The 16,909-nt window shown below is 41.3% G+C and carries 18 protein-coding genes; 6 read left to right on the top strand and 12 right to left on the bottom strand.

Going from position 1 to position 16,909, the window contains the following annotated elements; translation table 11 throughout:
• Nucleotides 1–5: 5 nt before the first annotated feature.
• The gene (locus ELZ61_RS07265) at nucleotides 6–1,010 is read right to left on the bottom strand and encodes an ornithine carbamoyltransferase (RefSeq protein ID WP_103852881.1); all 1,005 of its coding nucleotides are present in this window, start codon (nucleotides 1,008–1,010) and stop codon (nucleotides 6–8) included.
• A 78-nt stretch (nucleotides 1,011–1,088) separates the two neighbouring features.
• Here ELZ61_RS07265 and ELZ61_RS07260 point away from each other — a divergent pair, with 78 nt between their 5' ends.
• Together ELZ61_RS07260 and cspD are read left to right on the top strand one after the other, a co-directional pair.
• Complete coding sequence (locus ELZ61_RS07260) at nucleotides 1,089–1,256, top strand: YoaH family protein (RefSeq protein WP_126372533.1); 168 nt, start codon at nucleotides 1,089–1,091, stop codon at nucleotides 1,254–1,256.
• Nucleotides 1,257–1,495: 239 nt separating this feature from the next.
• On the top strand, nucleotides 1,496–1,705 hold the full coding sequence (cspD, locus tag ELZ61_RS07255) for a cold shock domain-containing protein CspD (protein ID WP_126373629.1): 210 nt from the start codon (nucleotides 1,496–1,498) through the stop codon (nucleotides 1,703–1,705).
• Between the two features lie 81 nt (nucleotides 1,706–1,786).
• Here cspD and yccS read toward each other — a convergent pair whose 3' ends face one another.
• The 3 genes from yccS to ELZ61_RS07240 form a co-directional block, all read right to left on the bottom strand.
• A complete protein-coding gene (gene yccS / locus ELZ61_RS07250) occupies nucleotides 1,787–3,940 on the bottom strand; it encodes a YccS family putative transporter (protein ID WP_126372531.1) in 2,154 nt (717 codons plus the stop codon).
• A gap of 34 nt (nucleotides 3,941–3,974) precedes the next feature.
• A complete protein-coding gene (gene mgsA / locus ELZ61_RS07245; protein WP_115249610.1) occupies nucleotides 3,975–4,433 on the bottom strand; it encodes a methylglyoxal synthase in 459 nt (152 codons plus the stop codon).
• A gap of 62 nt (nucleotides 4,434–4,495) precedes the next feature.
• On the bottom strand, nucleotides 4,496–5,155 hold the full coding sequence (locus ELZ61_RS07240) for a curli polymerization inhibitor CsgI-related protein (protein WP_126372529.1): 660 nt from the start codon (nucleotides 5,153–5,155) through the stop codon (nucleotides 4,496–4,498).
• 173 nt (nucleotides 5,156–5,328) lie between these two features.
• On the opposite strand from ELZ61_RS07240, the gene ELZ61_RS07235 reads away from it, so the two are divergent.
• Nucleotides 5,329–5,604, top strand: a complete 276-nt coding sequence (locus ELZ61_RS07235) for an acylphosphatase (RefSeq protein ID WP_126372527.1) — start codon at nucleotides 5,329–5,331, stop codon at nucleotides 5,602–5,604.
• Between the two features lie 14 nt (nucleotides 5,605–5,618).
• Here ELZ61_RS07235 and ELZ61_RS07230 read toward each other — a convergent pair whose 3' ends face one another.
• The 7 genes from ELZ61_RS07230 to ELZ61_RS07200 all read right to left on the bottom strand — a co-directional run bounded on the left by ELZ61_RS07230 (nucleotide 5,619) and on the right by ELZ61_RS07200 (nucleotide 11,152).
• Entirely contained in the window at nucleotides 5,619–6,515 is an 897-nt protein-coding gene (locus ELZ61_RS07230) for a DMT family transporter (protein ID WP_126372525.1), read from the bottom strand.
• Between the two features lie 12 nt (nucleotides 6,516–6,527).
• Nucleotides 6,528–7,361, bottom strand: coding sequence for a metal ABC transporter permease (locus tag ELZ61_RS07225; RefSeq protein WP_126372523.1), 834 nt, complete (start codon nucleotides 7,359–7,361; stop codon nucleotides 6,528–6,530).
• On the bottom strand, nucleotides 7,348–8,211 hold the full coding sequence (locus tag ELZ61_RS07220) for a metal ABC transporter permease (protein ID WP_103852873.1): 864 nt from the start codon (nucleotides 8,209–8,211) through the stop codon (nucleotides 7,348–7,350). The genes ELZ61_RS07225 and ELZ61_RS07220 overlap by 14 nt, the downstream gene beginning before the upstream one ends.
• A complete protein-coding gene (locus ELZ61_RS07215) occupies nucleotides 8,208–9,125 on the bottom strand; it encodes an ATP-binding cassette domain-containing protein (protein WP_103855926.1) in 918 nt (305 codons plus the stop codon). Before ELZ61_RS07215 ends, ELZ61_RS07220 begins: the two co-directional genes overlap by 4 nt.
• Nucleotides 9,115–10,002: a metal ABC transporter substrate-binding protein gene (locus ELZ61_RS07210; RefSeq protein ID WP_126372521.1), complete on the bottom strand. Its 888-nt coding sequence runs from the start codon at nucleotides 10,000–10,002 to the stop codon at nucleotides 9,115–9,117. The genes ELZ61_RS07215 and ELZ61_RS07210 overlap by 11 nt, the downstream gene beginning before the upstream one ends.
• A gap of 77 nt (nucleotides 10,003–10,079) precedes the next feature.
• A complete protein-coding gene (locus tag ELZ61_RS07205; protein WP_126372519.1) occupies nucleotides 10,080–10,409 on the bottom strand; it encodes a TusE/DsrC/DsvC family sulfur relay protein in 330 nt (109 codons plus the stop codon).
• A gap of 80 nt (nucleotides 10,410–10,489) precedes the next feature.
• Complete coding sequence (locus tag ELZ61_RS07200; RefSeq protein ID WP_103852869.1) at nucleotides 10,490–11,152, bottom strand: Bax inhibitor-1/YccA family protein; 663 nt, start codon at nucleotides 11,150–11,152, stop codon at nucleotides 10,490–10,492.
• A gap of 176 nt (nucleotides 11,153–11,328) precedes the next feature.
• Between ELZ61_RS07200 and ELZ61_RS07195 the strand changes: the two genes are divergently transcribed.
• Nucleotides 11,329–11,769, top strand: coding sequence for a YcgN family cysteine cluster protein (locus ELZ61_RS07195; RefSeq protein WP_126372517.1), 441 nt, complete (start codon nucleotides 11,329–11,331; stop codon nucleotides 11,767–11,769).
• 51 nt (nucleotides 11,770–11,820) lie between these two features.
• Here ELZ61_RS07195 and ELZ61_RS07190 read toward each other — a convergent pair whose 3' ends face one another.
• A complete protein-coding gene (locus ELZ61_RS07190) occupies nucleotides 11,821–12,207 on the bottom strand; it encodes a DUF805 domain-containing protein (RefSeq protein ID WP_126372515.1) in 387 nt (128 codons plus the stop codon).
• Nucleotides 12,208–12,407: 200 nt separating this feature from the next.
• Here ELZ61_RS07190 and malQ point away from each other — a divergent pair, with 200 nt between their 5' ends.
• Complete coding sequence (malQ, locus tag ELZ61_RS07185; protein ID WP_126373627.1) at nucleotides 12,408–14,513, top strand: 4-alpha-glucanotransferase; 2,106 nt, start codon at nucleotides 12,408–12,410, stop codon at nucleotides 14,511–14,513.
• A gap of 9 nt (nucleotides 14,514–14,522) precedes the next feature.
• Nucleotides 14,523–16,886 (top strand): 1,4-alpha-glucan branching protein GlgB, encoded by a 2,364-nt coding sequence (gene glgB, locus ELZ61_RS07180; RefSeq protein ID WP_126372513.1) that lies wholly within the window; start codon nucleotides 14,523–14,525, stop codon nucleotides 16,884–16,886.
• The last annotated feature ends 23 nt before the right edge of the window (nucleotides 16,887–16,909 follow it).

Raw genomic sequence — 16,909 nt, 5'->3', positions numbered from 1 at the left:
AATCATTATGCTAAAGACGCTACCATTACCGCTTTAATGGTGTGCATTCGGTTTTCTGCTTGGTCAAAGGCGATGTTCATTGGTGATTCAAATACGTCTTCCGTGACTTCAATACCGTTTGCTAAGTGCGGGTATTTTTCGGCGATTTTTTTGCCGACTTCAGTTTCGCAATTATGGAAAGCAGGCAGGCAGTGCATAAACTTCACTTTAGGATTGCCGCTACGTTGCATTAGGGCAGGGGTTACTTGGTAAGGCAATAGCAAATCAATGCGTTCGCCCCAGCTTTCAAGCGGTTCGCCCATTGATACCCAAACGTCTGTATGCACGAAATCAACGCCTTTTACAGCAAGATCCACATCTTCTGTAATGGTGATTTTTGCCCCTGTTTGTTGCGCAAATTCTTGACACATTGCCACTAATTCCGCTTCTGGCTGCAAGGCTTTGGGCGCACAAATGCGAACGTCCATTCCTAATTTCGCCCCGATTAATAATAATGAATTACCCATATTATTGCGCGCATCACCAATATACACATAGCTAATTTCAGACAACGGTTTGTCGCAATGTTCCATCATTGTAAGCACATCTGCCAGCATTTGAGTTGGGTGGAATTCATCGGTTAAACCGTTAAAGACTGGTACACCAGCATATTCGGCGAGTTCATTGACCACCGCTTGTTTAAAGCCGCGATATTCAATGGCATCATACATTCTTCCGAGTACGCGTGCGGTGTCTTTCATACTTTCTTTATGCCCAATTTGGGAAGAATTTGGATCAATGTAGGTAACGTTCGCCCCTTGATCATAAGCCGCCACTTCAAAGGCGCAACGCGTGCGGGTGGAGGTTTTTTCAAAAATTAAAGCGATGTTTTTGCCCTTTAATTTAGGTTGTTCTGTTCCTGCATATTTGGCGCGTTTCAAGTCTTTGGCAAGTTGCAGCAAAAACTTAATTTCTTCTGGCGTGTGGTGCACAAGACTAAGTAAATGGCGATTTTTTAAATTGAAAGGCATAATAGTTTCCTCTTATGTTGTGTTTGCAAATTTTGTTGGTATATTACTGATTTCTTTTCAGTGAATAAAGGTAAAAATATGTTAGATCAAGCATTATTAAGTTTAACCCACGAACAACAGCAAGAAGCAGTGGAAAAAATTCAGGCATTAATGGAGCAAGGCGTAAGCAGCGGTGAAGCCATTGCTATGGTAGCAAAAGCATTGCGCGAACAACATCAACAAAATGCAGAAAATCATTCACCTTAAGTAATAATTTCATACCTAAATTAAAAAATTTGGAGTAATTTTTTATTTGCTGAACTGTGTAAGCAACGCATATATAAAGAAATTTTGTGATCTCTGTTTGATTTTAGAAGATTTGTTATTGCGAAAAAGTGAAATTTATTTGAATATTTACTCGAAAAATTAGGGAATAAGGCGAGTGCTTTATTGGTTTTCAAGTTCTATCTGAGATAGAAAATCCATTTAGAGGTTAAATGTTTATTATGGAAGTTGGTGTTGTTAAATGGTTCAATAACGCAAAAGGGTTTGGATTTATTTCAGCGGAAGGCAATGACGCAGATATTTTTGCGCATTATTCTGTGATTGAAATGGAAGGCTATCGTTCGTTAAAAGCGGGACAAAAAGTCAATTTTGAAGCTGTACACGGTGATAAAGGCTCTCACGCAACCAAAATTGTCCCACTAGTAGAATAGACAAAATTATTTCATATCCTTTAAGAATAAGGCAAAACGAAATGCTTTGCCTTTTCTCTTTTTCCTTTTCTTCTTTCTAATTTAGTTCTCTTGTGCAATTTTTCTATTATGAAAAATCACATAAATATGCGGGAGAATTTGACTGATCATATTCAATTGTTGAATAGGAATTCCTACCTCAGATTGGCTTAGCCTTTCCCCTTGTTGCTCGTTGAGCTGTTGTAAGGATTGATGAATATTTTCTTGTAGCTTGTCAAATACAGGCTGAGATAAGGATTCAATATGCTCCAAGGCGTAAATCAATTTCTTCGCAATGGGATAATATTCTGCCATAAAATCAATATTTTGCTGAATTTGCTTAATGTGTTTGCGATACGCGCCGAGGGCGGAAATGTAGCTTAGCAAGGAATAATTCAGTTTTAGCATTTCGAAGCCTTCTTGCAAGTGATCTTTATATTTTTCTGGATCACTGTTCATATTTGACATCGTGGCGCTAAGTGCGGTGGCATACTCGTGCGCTTTTCGCCGTGCGATGCGATATTGCAAGCTGTCGCATTTGCCAAATTGTAGCTGGCTGATGATATACAACAAATATTTGCCGTCACTTTGAATGGCTTGATGAATGACTTTGTTGAGCTGTAAATATTTCCAATCTGGCCATAAATAAGACACGGCAACCCACGCAATAAATGAGCCAGCTAAGGTATCAATTAAGCGTGAATAAAGGGCCGAGTGAATATCAATCCCGATAATATTAAAGCTAATTAGCACCTGTAAGGTGATGAAAAAAGTGGAAAAGCTGTAATTATTACTGCGGAAAAAGAAGAACAAGGTGCTAGTGGCAACCACCAAGCCCATTTGTAACTCCAAAGTAGGCTGTGCATAAGGCAATAATGAACCAATAATCACCCCTAAAATCGTGCCGATAATACGCTGTTTTAAACGTAATTTAGTGGCGGCATAGTTCGGCTGGCAAACAAAAACCGCGGTGAGCAAAATCCAATAACCACGCGAAAGCTGTAAAAATTCTACGATGGTACAGCAGACAAAAACCACAATAGAAAGTCTTACGGCGTGGCGGAAAAGCTGCGAATCAAAACTTAAATGGCTGCGAATAGTGAGCCAAATATTTTTAAAACCTTTCACATAGCTATCATCGTGAATTTTGACCCAACGGTGATGCGTTTCAGAAGATTCAGGTGTTTGTCCTAAATGGCGTAATTGCCAATCCACCCCTTGTAAATTATTAATTAAGGTTTTGATCGCCGTGTTTTGCGTATCATCTTGATGAGTTTGCGCATAATGTTCAAAGGATTGATTTACCCCAGTGATGGCACGTTCTAAACGTGCGTTGTAACTGTAATGGGTGTTTTGTTGCAGACTTTGCGCAAAATCGCGACAAGCCTGCGCCTGTAATTCTAAAAGGCGTTGGATACGGAAAATTAAATCCGTATTCTTAAGTTGCTGAGTTAAAACTTGATAATCAAAATAACTGGAATTGGCGCGTTCGTGAATATCTTGCGCGGCAAAATAATAGTTAATCATTTGCGTGGTGCGAGTGTGGCGATATTGCCCACGGATACGATAAAACAGGGCAGTGCGACACGCGTTAAAGGCATTAATCAGCTGACTATTTTTCATTGCAAGGGTAATTTGCTTGCTTTCTAGTTGATCTATATCATCAGGATCAAAAAACAAGGATTTTGCTTCTAAATATTCCGCTAGTGCCACAAAAGATTTCGCCACCGCATCTTGCACAGGGCGGTTTGGGAAAAACAGATAAACCACAATGGCGGTAATGCTATATAGCAATGTGCCTAATAAAATTAATAGGGAATTGAGATACCACAGGGTTTCAGGCTGATAGGTGAGGGTGGTGTAAAGGGCAACCACCAGCGTGCCAAAAGAAATGGTGTTGTAACGTTGTCCCACTGCGCCAATCATCGTAAAAATAAAGGTGATGACCGTCATTAACAGGGTGAACGCAATGCCATTGCCGAGCGTGAGCTGAACGCTAAGGGTGGACACCGAAAAGGCCAGTAGGGTATAAAAAATATTTTTTAACCGCCCAGTTAAGCGGTTATCTAAATCTGCCAGACCACCTGCGATAATGCCGAGTACCAACGGCATACTTTGCTGCGAAATATCCAATAACCACACGGAAAAAGCCGCAATATTGACAGCAATAAAAACAGGAATGGTGGCGATAACCTTTGCGTTCAGCCAGTTATTCATTCTTTGTGCAATCCTTAAAAGGCAAAAATTTTCATTATTTTAACCGCTCTTTTAAATAATTGGCATAATCTGGCACGCGAATTTCCACCTTTTGATTAAATAATTGACTTTGCACCAAAAAATCTGCGCTGGCCATATTCATCGCCACAGGAATATTCCACACCGTAGCAATACGCATTAAGGCTTTGACATCAGGATCGTGCGGCACGGCATTCATTGGATCCCAAAAGAAAATCAGCACATCAATTTTTTGTTCCGCAATTAATGCACCAAGTTGTTGATCGCCGCCCATTGGGCCACTTAACAATGGGGTGATGGGTAAATCGGTTTCCGCTTGGATTAAATTGCCTGTTGTGCCAGTGCCATAAAGCGTATGGGCAGAAAGTAAAGTGCGGTGCTTTTTACACCAATTTATTAAATCTTGTTTACAGTGATCGTGAGCAACCAAGGCAATATGTTTGCTTTCTGCAAGCTGGCGAGTGGTATTTTGCATTTTTCCTCCAGATAGCAAAAAGTGAGCCTAAAGCCCACTTTTTCTTCATCAATCATTCGTGATTATTTTTGTTTTTTCGCCCAGTTCAAGAAACGTGCTTGTGTTTCTTTGTCGGCTTGTTGGAACCAATATTGTAATTGTTGTTCCACCACATTTTCACCTTGTACGGTAATTTTGCCTTTTTGCGCTTTTGCTGCCGCAGGAATGGCTGCAGGCATTGCTGTAGTAGCAAAAGAAGATACCGAAGCAACCGCCCCTGACGCGTTATACTCAGAAAGATTGTCAATGAGATTTAAGCCAGGTAAGAAACCTTCTTGTTTTAAAAGATCTTGCTTAAACGGCACATTTTTTCCTGAAACAGTTTTTACGTTAACAACAGGGTTTTTATTATAAGCTGCGGTTTCACGCTCATCTTCAAGGTGTGGTGCAGAAATAACTACATCTTCTGCTGTACCTTGGAAAGTAACGATGATTGGATTTGATTCAAATAATGTACGGTCAGAACCGCCTGATCTCACCACTTCACTCACGCGCACCACAACTTGGTGAGTTTGCGCATCATCGGCTTTAAAAGAATTGGTTGATTTTAAAAGAGATTTACTTGCTTTTTGTCCGTCAATGGCTAAAAAATCAACATTAGATGAACTGGTTACCATACCGGCAAAACTTGCAGTGCTGGTTAATAAAGCTGCGGTAGCTAATGCAGCAAAACGAAATTTCATATTCGCTCCTTTCATATAAGGGATAATGTTTTATTTTGATTCACTTTAATCATCTAAAGTGTACTTGGCTATGCTATTCTAATTTGGCAAAAATGAAAATAAAAAATTGTATTTTTGCTTAAAATTTGTGAGGTTAAATGGCATTGGAATGATTTGGATCAGTGGGAGGGAATATGAAAGTCAAAAAATTTGCCGTTTATGGGCGTGTGCAAGGGGTGGGATTTCGCTATTTCACTTGGAAAGAAGCCTGCAAAATTGGGCTAACAGGCTGGGTAAAAAATCTTTCGGACGGCAGCGTTTTAGTGATTGCCAAAGGCTCGGAAGAACAATTAACCCAGCTTTATCAATGGTTGCAGCGCGGCTCACCCAGTGCAGAGGTAAAACAAGTGATTATGGAAGACTATCCTGATAATGAGAGCTTCCACGATTTTTCTGTGCGCCGTACTTAATCTATCGTTTAAGGTTAGGCTTTGTTGCGATTTAACGCAATCAGACAGCCGATTAACACAACACTTGCCCCTAAGGCTTGGGCAAGGTTAATCCGTTCGCCTAAGGTGTAATAACCAATGATGGCGGTAGAAATCGGCACGAGCAACTGGAGCAAATTAAAGGTTACAATGCCTTGTTTTTGTACGATATAAAAAGCGAACAACATTCCCGTTGCCATTCCATAAATACCTGCCAAAGCAAGGGCGCTGAGCATTAGCTTTGGTGTGTGTTGAAGTTCAGCAATTTTGCCAGAATATAAGGCAAGCGCTAAGAAAATCAGCCCCGCAATTGTGGCGGTGGAGGCACTAATCACAAAAACAGGCAATTTTTGCACCGCACTTTTCACCAGTAAATTTTGTAGAGATTGAATGAAAATACCTAAAAATAAAAACACGGCACCAAGGACGAATTGCTGATCGCCCCCTTGCTGATTGCCATTCAAGACAAAAATAAACGAGCCAATAATGGCAAGCAACGATCCCAAATAAAAACCACGCTGTTTCACTTTTTGCCGTTCATCAGCGAAAAAAATCGCTGCTATGGCAATCCCTAAAGGCATTGCCAGAATGCCAAAAATACTGCCAGAAAGGGCGGAAGTAAGCCTTAATCCGTTAATAAAGAAATACATATTCCCTAGCATAAAAACGCCCAGTAACAGTAAAGTGAGCAGCAAGCGTGGCTGTTTGAAAATCTCAAATAAGGTGTTTCTAAATTTGAACGTACAGATCAGGATAAACAGAATACCACCCGATAAAAAACGCACGGCATTGTTATTGACAGTGTCAAAATGCAGGCTCATCACGCGTAAAATCGGAAAGCCAAGCCCCATCAGTAAAATATACAGTGCATTGGTGCTTAGCGTTGTTTTCATCGGTAGCCTACCTTATTTTATGGGACGAAGTTTGCGATAGCCCAAAGCCAGCACAAAACACAGCGCTTGCAACAAAATAATCGTTGGACCAGTGGCGGCATCAAGATGATAACTCAAAATGATGCCCAAAAAACTGCTGCTTGTGGCAGTTGCAATGGCGATTAAGAGCATTTTGTTAAAATTCTTACTTAGCACATAAGCGGTAATCCCCGGGGAAATCAGCATCGCAGTGACTAAGATAATGCCCACCACTTGCATTGTGCTGATAATGGTTAGAGCGAGCAAAAACAATAAGCCGTAATGCAATGTTGTTACCGCAAGCCCGATAACGCGGGCGTGATTGGGGTCAAAACAGAAAAGCAGAAAATCTTGTTTTTTCAGTAAGATAACTAGCAAAACAAGGGCGGCGATAATCAGTGTTTGGATTAATTCTTGCGGTGTGATGCCTAATAAGTTACCGAATAAAATATGCGTTAAGTGCTGCTCTGTTTCCACTTTGCTGAATAATACAAGCCCTAGCGCGAACATTCCGGAAAACATAATCCCCATTACGGTGTCTTCCTTAATTCGGCTGTGGGACTTTAAATAGCCAATCCCAAAGGCGCACAGCAGGCCTGAAACTAGCGCGCCGATGGCTAAAGGAATGCTGGCCACATAAGCTAACACGATGCCCGGTAAAACCGAATGGGAAATGGCATCACCCATTAGCGACCAGCCTTTTAAAATCAAGAAACAAGAAAGCACGGCACAAATCACCGCAATGATTAACGCCATAAACAAGGCATTTTGCATAAAGGGATAACTAAGCGGCTCAAACCACCAATTCGCGAAATCAACCCAGCTCATTATGTTGCTCCTTATTGGCGGCGCGCTTATGGCGTAAAATACCGTATTTTGGGGAAAGGAAAAAGGCGCTCAAGAAAAGTGCGGTCTGAAAACAGACAATTAATCCGCCTGTTGCGCCGTCTAAATAATAGCTGATGTACACACCAAGTACGCTACTGCTTATGCCAAGGCTCACCGCAATCATCACTAAGGTTTTAAAACGATCCGTAAGCAAATATGCCGTTGCCCCCGGCGTGATGACCATTGCGATCACTAAAATTGCGCCAACGGTTTGCAAAGCTGCCACCACACAAGCGCTTAATAAGGTGAAAAATAATATTTTGTAATGAAGTGGCGACAGCCCCACGGCGGAGGCTTGCATTTCATCAAAAAAGACTAATAACAGATCTTTCCAAAAAATCAGCAATAGCACAAAACAAATGCTGATAATGATGGCCACTTGCCAAATATCTTCCGTTGAAATGCCTAACAGGTTGCCTAATACAATATCTTGCACATTAATGGCGGTGGGGTTAAGGGAAATGATAAATAACCCGAGGGCAAAAAAGGTGGTAAAAATAAAACCGATCACCGCATCTTGCCGTAAATTGGACAAGGATTTTACCCAGAGAATAGAAAGTGCGGCTAAAATTCCTGAAAAAAATGCACCGATTACATAAGGAAAAGAAAAGGCATAGGCGATGGCAACACCGGGAACAACCGAATGAGAAAGCGCATCACCAATCAATGACCAGCCTTTCAGCATTAAATAAGCAGATAAAAAAGCACAAATACCGCCCACCATTGCGCTTAACACAAAGGCGTTAATCATATAATCATACTGGAAAGGTTCTAATAATAAGGCGATCATTGGCTGTTCTCTTTGTCAGTACGACAGGGGCAATCTTCCAGATTACAATCACGCACGATTGGCGCAGGCGGATCGTTTTTCGTTTGTCCGTAAAATACGGCAGGTAGTTCATCATCGGTAAGCACCGTTACGGTGCGCTCGTCTTCATCATCGTGCAAATCACGCCCGCTTAGTTTCACGTTACGCAGCACACCACCGAAAACTTGCTCCAAATTTTGTTGAGTAAAAGTAGTGGCGGTGCTACCCTGCGCAAGCACGGTGCGGTTAATCATAATCACTTGATCACAATAATCTGGCACTGCGCCTAAATTATGGGTCGAAACTAAAATTAAATAGCCTTCTTCACGCAAGTTGGCAAGCAAATCCATAATCGCTGCTTCCGTTTGCACATCAACGCCGGTGAAAGGTTCATCAAGCAGAATAATTTTACTTTTTTGTGCCAACGCGCGAGCCAGAAACACACGTTTTTTCTGCCCACCAGAAAGCTCACCAATTTGACGCTGCGCAAGGTGCGCGATATTTAAGCGCTCCATTGCAAGCTGAACTTCTTGTTTATCAAGTGCGGTGGGAATTCTGAGAAAATTCATATAGCCATAACGCCCCATCATCACCACATCGTAAACGGATACGGGAAATTGCCAATCCACTTCTTCACTTTGTGGCACATAAGCGATTAAATTTTGCTTTAATGCCTTCTTAATCGGCTGACCGCACAGCAACACCTGCCCTTGTTGCGGTTTTACCAAGCCCATTAAACTTTTAAATAAAGTGGATTTCCCACTGCCATTCACCCCCACTAAAGCACAGGTTGTGCCACCTTGTAGCTGAAAAGACACATTATGAATGGCGGTATGTCCGTTGTTATAACGAACAGTCACGTCCTGTACTTCAATGGTGGGCTGATTATTGGGCATTTTCAAATCCTTCAATAATGGTGGTAATGGTGGTGTTAAGCAAATCTAAATAAGTGGGAACTGACCCTTTGGCGTTGGAAAGGGAGTCCACATAAAGCACTCCACCATAATGAATTTGGCTTTCTTTCGCCACTTGTTGCGCAGGCTTTGGTGAAATGGTGCTTTCGCTGAAAATCACCGGAATCTGATGTTGGCGAATTAAATCAATCATTTTACGCACTTGTTGTGGCGTGCCTTGCTGTTCTGCATTCACCGCCCAAAGATAAACTTCATTAAACCCATAATCTTGCGCTAAATAACTAAATGCCCCTTCAGAAGTGGCAAGCCAGCGTTGTGCTTGGGGAATTTTGTCCAATTTAGGGCGAAGTGTGCTATCTAAAGTGCGGATCTTTTTGGCGTAATTTTCTGCATTTTGGCGGTAAGTTTCGGCATTTTGCGGATCATATTTGATCAGCGCATTTTTGATATTTTCTACATAAATTAATGCGTTGCTTGGCGACATCCACGCGTGGGGATTAGGGATTTTTTTCTCGCCATTTTCTGCGATAAAAATCGGCTGAATGCCTGAGGTAACCACAACCGCGGGCTTATCTTGCACATTTTGGAAAAAACGCTCAAACCAACGTTCTAAGTTTAACCCATTCCATAGCACAAGATCTGCCGACTGCGCTTTAACAATATCTTTTGGCGTTGGCTCATAGCCGTGAATTTCTGCGCCTGCTTTGGTGATGGATTCCACGCTGGCGGCATCACCAGCAATATTTTGCGCCATATCTTGAATAATGGTAAAGGTGGTAACCACTTTGAATTTAGCATAGCTTGCGGGGCTAAACAACATTGCGGCAGAAAGCGCGATGGTAGCGAACTGTTTCAACATAAATTCTCCTTTTAATGAATCGTTTACCGCTATTATAAAGCATAAAGCTTATTAAGTAAATGCGAATGATTCTCAAACTATAGGCATTTTGCTGGTTTTGGTAACCCAGCCAGTTTTGTGGCTTGCTTGGCTGGCCCTTCTGGGAATAAACGTTGTAAATAACGGCTGTTGCCCTTATCTTCACCTAATTTTTGTGCCATTGCTTTCACCAACATTCTGATCGCTGGTGAAGTGTTGTATTCCTGATAAAAATCACGCACAAAATGAATCACTTCCCAATGGGCTTCGGTTAAGCTCAGCCCTTCTTTTTCTGCAATGGCTAGTGCTACTTCGGGCGTCCATTGCATTAAATCCAACAAATAGCCTTCGTTATCGGTTTCAATAATCGTATCGTTAATATTGAGCATTGTTGTTTCCTTATTCATCTGTTTAATTATACAAAAACGCCCCTAAAAAGGGGCGCTGAATTTACCAATTAAAGCAATAATTAATCATTGCGTAAAATACCAAGTAAGTTTAATAAACTCACAAAGATATTATAAATCGACACATAAAGGCTTACGGTTGCGCGAATATAGTTGGTTTCACCGCCATGAATAATGCTGCTGGTTTGATATAAAATGCCCATACTTGAGAACACGATAAATAATGAGCTTAACGCCACATAGAATGCCGGCATTTTAAAGAAAAAGCTGGCAATCATTCCTACCACAAGCACGATAAACAAGGTAAACATCATACCAGAAAGGAATGACATATCTTTTTTCGTGCTGAGTACATAGAAAGAACAGGCGAAGAACACCGCCGCAGTGCCACCGAGAGCAAGGGCGATTAAATCACCTAAACCTGCGCCAATATACATATTTAATACTGGCCCTAAAGAATAGCCGATAAAACCAGTTAAAGCGAAAGTGGAAAGAATCCCCCACGCACTGTTTTCTAAGGCGCTATTTAAAAATAATAAGCCATAAAAGCCCACCAATAACACACCAAAATGTAATGGGGCAACATTTAATGTCATTGCCACATAAGCAACAACCGCAGAAAAAGTTAAGGTTAACGCCAATAAGAAATACGTGTTGCGTAACACTTTATTGGTGGCCAGCACCGATTCTTGACGGCTGTCTTCAACGATTAAACGAGATTGCATAAACGCTCCTGTTATTAATATAAAAATCAAGGCTATAAAGTATAGGCTAGTGGGGGAAAAGTCAATGAATGTCGATGGATTTTTATCAGTTTAACATTGGCTTGCATAGGAAAAAAACGTGAGGATTGTTATAATTCAACACAATTTTGAAGAAATCAGCAACAAAACAAATAACAATGCAATTAGAAAAAAACTTTTGGCAGCATAAATCGCTGTTAGAAATGAATGAAGCAGAATGGGAAGCCCTGTGCGATGGTTGCGGCAAATGCTGTTATCGTAAATTTATTGAGGGCCGTGGGCGGCGCAAAAAGCTGTATTTCACTCGCATTGCCTGCAATTTGCTTGATTTAGACACCGCGAAGTGCGGTAATTATGCGCAACGTTTTCAACTTGAGCCAGATTGCACCAAGCTCACCAAAAAGAATTTGCCTGATTTCCATTGGCTGCCAGCCACCTGTGCCTATCGGTTATTATATGAAAATAAACCGCTGTTTGATTGGCATCCGTTAATTTCTGGCGATCCCAATAGCGTAAAGCTCGCGCATATTCCTATTGAAAACGGCATTCACGAAAAAGACGTGATTGATTGGTTTGAGTTTGTGATTGATGATGAGTAAAGATGAATAAAAAAGTGCGGTAATTTTTACCGCACTTTTTCTATATATTTTCTAGATAGTGAATTTAGCGTGAGTGAGTTGCTCATTCATTGGATTTTTAGGATCTTCGCCAAAACGATTTCTTCCCCGTGTTCCGTCTAAACAAGCAAAGATGAATAGCACAATAAAACCGATTACAGGGATAAAGCCAATTAATAACCACCAGCCAGAGCGATCGGTATCGTGTAATCGTCTTACTCTTACCGCTAAAGAGGGGATTAAGGTCGCAAGGCCATAAACGCCAGTAAATCCGAAATCGTTATTAAGTAAAACAAAATCGAGCATACCTAAAATTACATATAATAAAAAATCAACCGCCACAAACCACCAAAATTCTTTACGTCTTGCGCGCCCATTAAATTGCGCATAGTTTTTTAGTACATACAAATACCAGTTCATTTTTATCCTTTAATTATTCTCGAAAAATTTAATTATTCTAGAAATTGGCAATATTTCTGTCAATTAGCAAATTTTTGTCTTTAAAAGAAAAAATCTTTATTTGACGAAGATCACGAATTTAAAGGAAACCGTTTGCTTTTAACTCATTGATTTGTAGAATGAAGTTAATTCTCCAGTATTTATGGTTGTTGGAAAAGCATATGGATATTAGCGCAACACTTCAAGCAAAGGCTGAGAAATTAGGCATAGCCATTTCTCATTATGATATTGATGGCAATTTGATTTATGCCAATCCAGAGAGTTTGGCGTATTTTATTGAGCTGCTTTCCTTACAGCGAGAAAATCCAGAGGACATAGAAAATAAAAGTGCGGTGCAATTTGATGATGTTTTTGTGGCGCGGGAGGGAGAAACCATTGTTTATGATATTGCACGGTTAAATCTCGACAGCCATATTCTTCAAGTTACCTTATTTAATGAACAACATCAGCCTGTAACACCACTTTCCTTTTCTAATCATCAACTTTCTTTTCCTGCGCAGCCTTTTGGCTATTATCTTTTACAGCTTTCCAGCCGCGAAAGAAACTACCACGTTCGCCTTTTCGTTAGCCCGAAAACCGCCTATCAATCTGCGATTTTTCAACAGCAAAAAGCGTGGGGCTTGAATGTTCAGCTTTATAGCTTACGCTCAGCGCGAAATTGGGGAATTGGGGATTTTGCTGATTTGGCTTATTTGGTGGAAAAGGGCGTAATGTATGGGGCGGAATTTATTGGGATTAACCCGTTGCACGCAATGTATTCTGCCGTGCCTGAATGGGCAAGCCCTTATAGTTCAGCATCAAGACGCTATTTGAATTGGCTTTATCTTGCCATTGACGATCTACCTGAATATAAATTGTGTAAATCCGTGCAAAATTGGCTGAATCAAGCAGAGATTCAACAGCAACTTGCGGTGTTACGCCAATCAGAGCAAGTGAATTATACAGAAATTACGCAGATAAAATTCACCGCACTTGAGAAACTTTATGCTTATTTCCAACGTAGCCGTGCGGCAAAAATGCAGCAACGACAAAAAGCCTTTTCGGATTTTGTTAAACAACAGGGCAAAGGCTTGTTATATCAAGGCTTATTTGAATGCTTAGATTGCCAAAGTTCCCATCAAGCTATTGAGCAAGAAGATCAAATTGGTTGGCTGGGTTGGCAACAATATCAACAGCTTAATGATAAACAACGGGATAAATTAATCCGTCAGCATAAAGACCAAGTGATGTTTTATTGCTGGTTACAATGGCTGGCGCAAGAACAGCTCAATCATCTGCAAACCTTATGCCAAGCGAAAGGAATGCGCTTAGGTATTTATGGCGATTTAGCCGTAAGCAGCTCAAGGGGCAGTGCTGATGTATGGGCTGAACCGCAGCTTTATTGCGTTGATGCTTCTGTAGGCGCACCACCTGATCCGCTCGGTCCAGTAGGACAAAATTGGAATATTCCGCCTTACAATCCGACTGAGTTAAAAGCCCGCGGTTTTCAGCCTTTTATTGAATTATTGAGGGCCAATATGCAGCATTTTGGTGTGCTGCGCATTGATCACATTATGGGACTGTTCCGCTTATGGCTTATTCCCCCTGAAAAAACCGCCGCAGATGGGCTTTATGTGCATTATCCTTTCGCTGAATTAATGGCAATTTTAGCCATTGAAAGCCAGCGTAATCAATGCCTTGTGGTGGGCGAGGATTTAGGCACAGTGCCAGATGAAGTGCGGTGGAAATTAAACGAATTTCAGATTTTTTCCTATTTTGTGCTGTATTTTGAACAACGTAATTTGCAATATCCTGATAAGCACGCTTTCCCAATTAACGCCTTTGCTACTGTTGGCACGCACGATGTTCCGTCTTTAAGTAGCTTTTGGCATTGTCGTGATCTGGAACTTTTCGCCCAACTTGGCGTGTTACAAGGGGACGTGTTGAAACAGAAATATGATCAGCGTGTCATTGATAAACAGGCCTTACTCAATAGTCTGCACCGTGATCAATATTTGCCTAATGATTACTGGGGCGATGCACTCAGTATGGCAATGCACCAAAACTTAATGCGGGTGATTTATCTTTATTTGGCGGAGAGCCAAACCAAGCTCATTGGCGTACAGTTAGAAAATTTACTGGAACAAGAAATTTCCTTCAATTTACCAGGGACGTCATTGGAATATCCAAATTGGCGAATGAGATTATCTCGTTCCATTGAAGAAATCTTTTCTGACGAAAAAATCACCGCACTTTTAACCGAAATTAACCAAGCGCGTCTGCGATAAGAGGTTTATATGAATAAATTCCTTCCACAAGAAACCATTAATGCGTTTTTCAACGGCACACATTCTGATCCGTTTTCCGTGTTAGGTATGCATGAAACCGAAAAAGGCATTGAAATCCGCGTGTTATTGCCTGATGCGGATAAAGTCGTGATTGTTAATAAAGAAAATCAGCAAAAGGTGTGCGAATTAGATTGCCTTGATGAACGTGGCTTTTTCGCTGGTGTAATGCCTGATACACGCAGTTTTTTTGCATATCAGATTGAAGTTTATTGGGGCAATGAACCACAAATTATTGAAGATCCTTATCGCTTCCACCCAATGATTCAAGAGCTAGATAATTGGCTGTTGGCAGAAGGTTCTCATTTACGTCCTTATGAAATTCTCGGTGCGCATTTTATGGAATGTGAAGGCGTGTCGGGCGTGAATTTCCGTTTATGGGCGCCGAATGCGAAACGGGTTTCTGTGGTGGGCGATTTTAACTATTGGGACGGTCGTCGCCACCCAATGCGTTTTCACGCGTCCAGTGGGATTTGGGAATTATTTGTGCCAAAAGCAGCGCTTGGACAACTGTATAAGTTTGAAGTGTTAGATTGCAATGATCAGCTACGCTTAAAAGCCGATCCTTATGCCTTTAGCTCACAGCTTCGCCCTGATACGGCTTCACAAATTAGCCCATTGCCAGATGTGGTGGAAATGACTGAAAAACGTCGCAAAGCGAACCAGTTCGATCAACCGATTTCTATTTATGAAGTGCATTTAGGCTCTTGGCGGCGTAATCTGGAAAATAATTTCTGGTTGGATTATGACCAAATTGCAGACGAGCTTATTCCTTATGTGAAAGAAATGGGCTTTACCCATATTGAATTTCTGCCTTTATCGGAATTTCCATTTGATGGCTCTTGGGGCTATCAGCCTATTGGACTTTATTCACCAACCAGCCGTTTTGGCACACCAGAAGGCTTTAAACGCTTAGTCGATAAAGCTCACGAAGCAGGCATTAATGTGATTTTAGATTGGGTGCCAGGGCATTTCCCAAGTGATACCCACGGCTTGGTAGCCTTTGACGGCACGGCGTTGTATGAACACGCTGATCCAAGAGAGGGCTATCATCAGGATTGGAATACGTTAATTTATAACTATGGCCGCCACGAGGTAAAAAACTTCTTATCAGGCAATGCCTTATATTGGCTTGAACGATTTGGTTTAGACGGCTTACGTGTCGATGCAGTGGCATCAATGATTTACCGTGATTACAGCCGAGCAGACGGTGAGTGGATTCCAAATCAATATGGTGGCCGTGAAAATTTAGAAGCCATTGAGTTTTTAAAACATACCAATTATGTCCTTGGCACGGAAAATGCGGGCGCAATCACCATTGCAGAGGAATCCACGTCCTTTGCTGGCGTAACCCACCCACCGCAAGATGGCGGTTTAGGTTTCCATTTCAAATGGAATATGGGCTGGATGAACGACACCCTTGCCTATATGAAAAGAGATCCGATTTATCGCCAACATCATCACGATCAAATGACTTTTGGAATGATGTATCAATATAGCGAAAACTTTGTGTTGCCACTTTCTCACGATGAAGTCGTACACGGCAAAGGCTCACTGATCGGCAAAATGCCGGGTGATGCGTGGCAACAATTTGCTAATTTGCGTGCTTATTATGGCTATATGTGGGGCTATCCGGGTAAAAAATTGCTCTTTATGGGCAACGAATTTGCGCAAGGACGTGAATGGAATTATCAAGAAAGCCTAGATTGGTTCTTGCTTGATGAAAGTATTGGCGGTGGCTGGCATAAAGGCGTATTAAATTTAGTGCGAGATTTAAACCGCACTTATCAAAATCACCCTGCGTTATACCAATTAGATTGCGATCCAAAAGGCTTTGATTGGCTTGTGGTGGACGATTATCAAAATTCCGTGTTCGTGTTTGAGCGTTGTAGTCGCGATGATGAGCGCATTATTGTAATCAGTAACTTCACGCCAGTGCCACGTTATGATTATCGCTTTGGCGTGAATGAAGCAGGCGTGTATGAAGAAATTCTTAATACGGATTCTTATTTCTACCAAGGTTCTAACGTGGGCAACCAAGGGGAAGTGGTGAGTGAAGAAATTCCAAGCCACGATAAAGATCATTCTATTTCCGTAACCATTCCGCCATTGGCAACCATTTATTTAAAATGGAAAAAGCCTGCAAAAAGTACAAAAAAAGCACAAAGTACAAAAGCAGAAAAAGTAAAAAAAGCTGAAAAAACAGATACAGCGGAAAAAGGGCAAAAGGCGAAAACAGCGAAAGCTGAAAAAGCGGCAAACGTAACGAAAGCCAATACAGCTAAAAGCAAAAAAGCCACGAAGAAAAAAGCATAAGTAAAACGGATAAATGGATAGCA

Origin of the sequence: Avibacterium volantium, from assembly GCF_900635775.1 — a bacterium.
Lineage (GTDB): Bacteria > Pseudomonadota > Gammaproteobacteria > Enterobacterales > Pasteurellaceae > Avibacterium > Avibacterium volantium.
The sequence above is the reverse complement of the archived record's forward strand: the minus strand, read 5'-3'. Positions and strand labels throughout refer to the sequence as shown.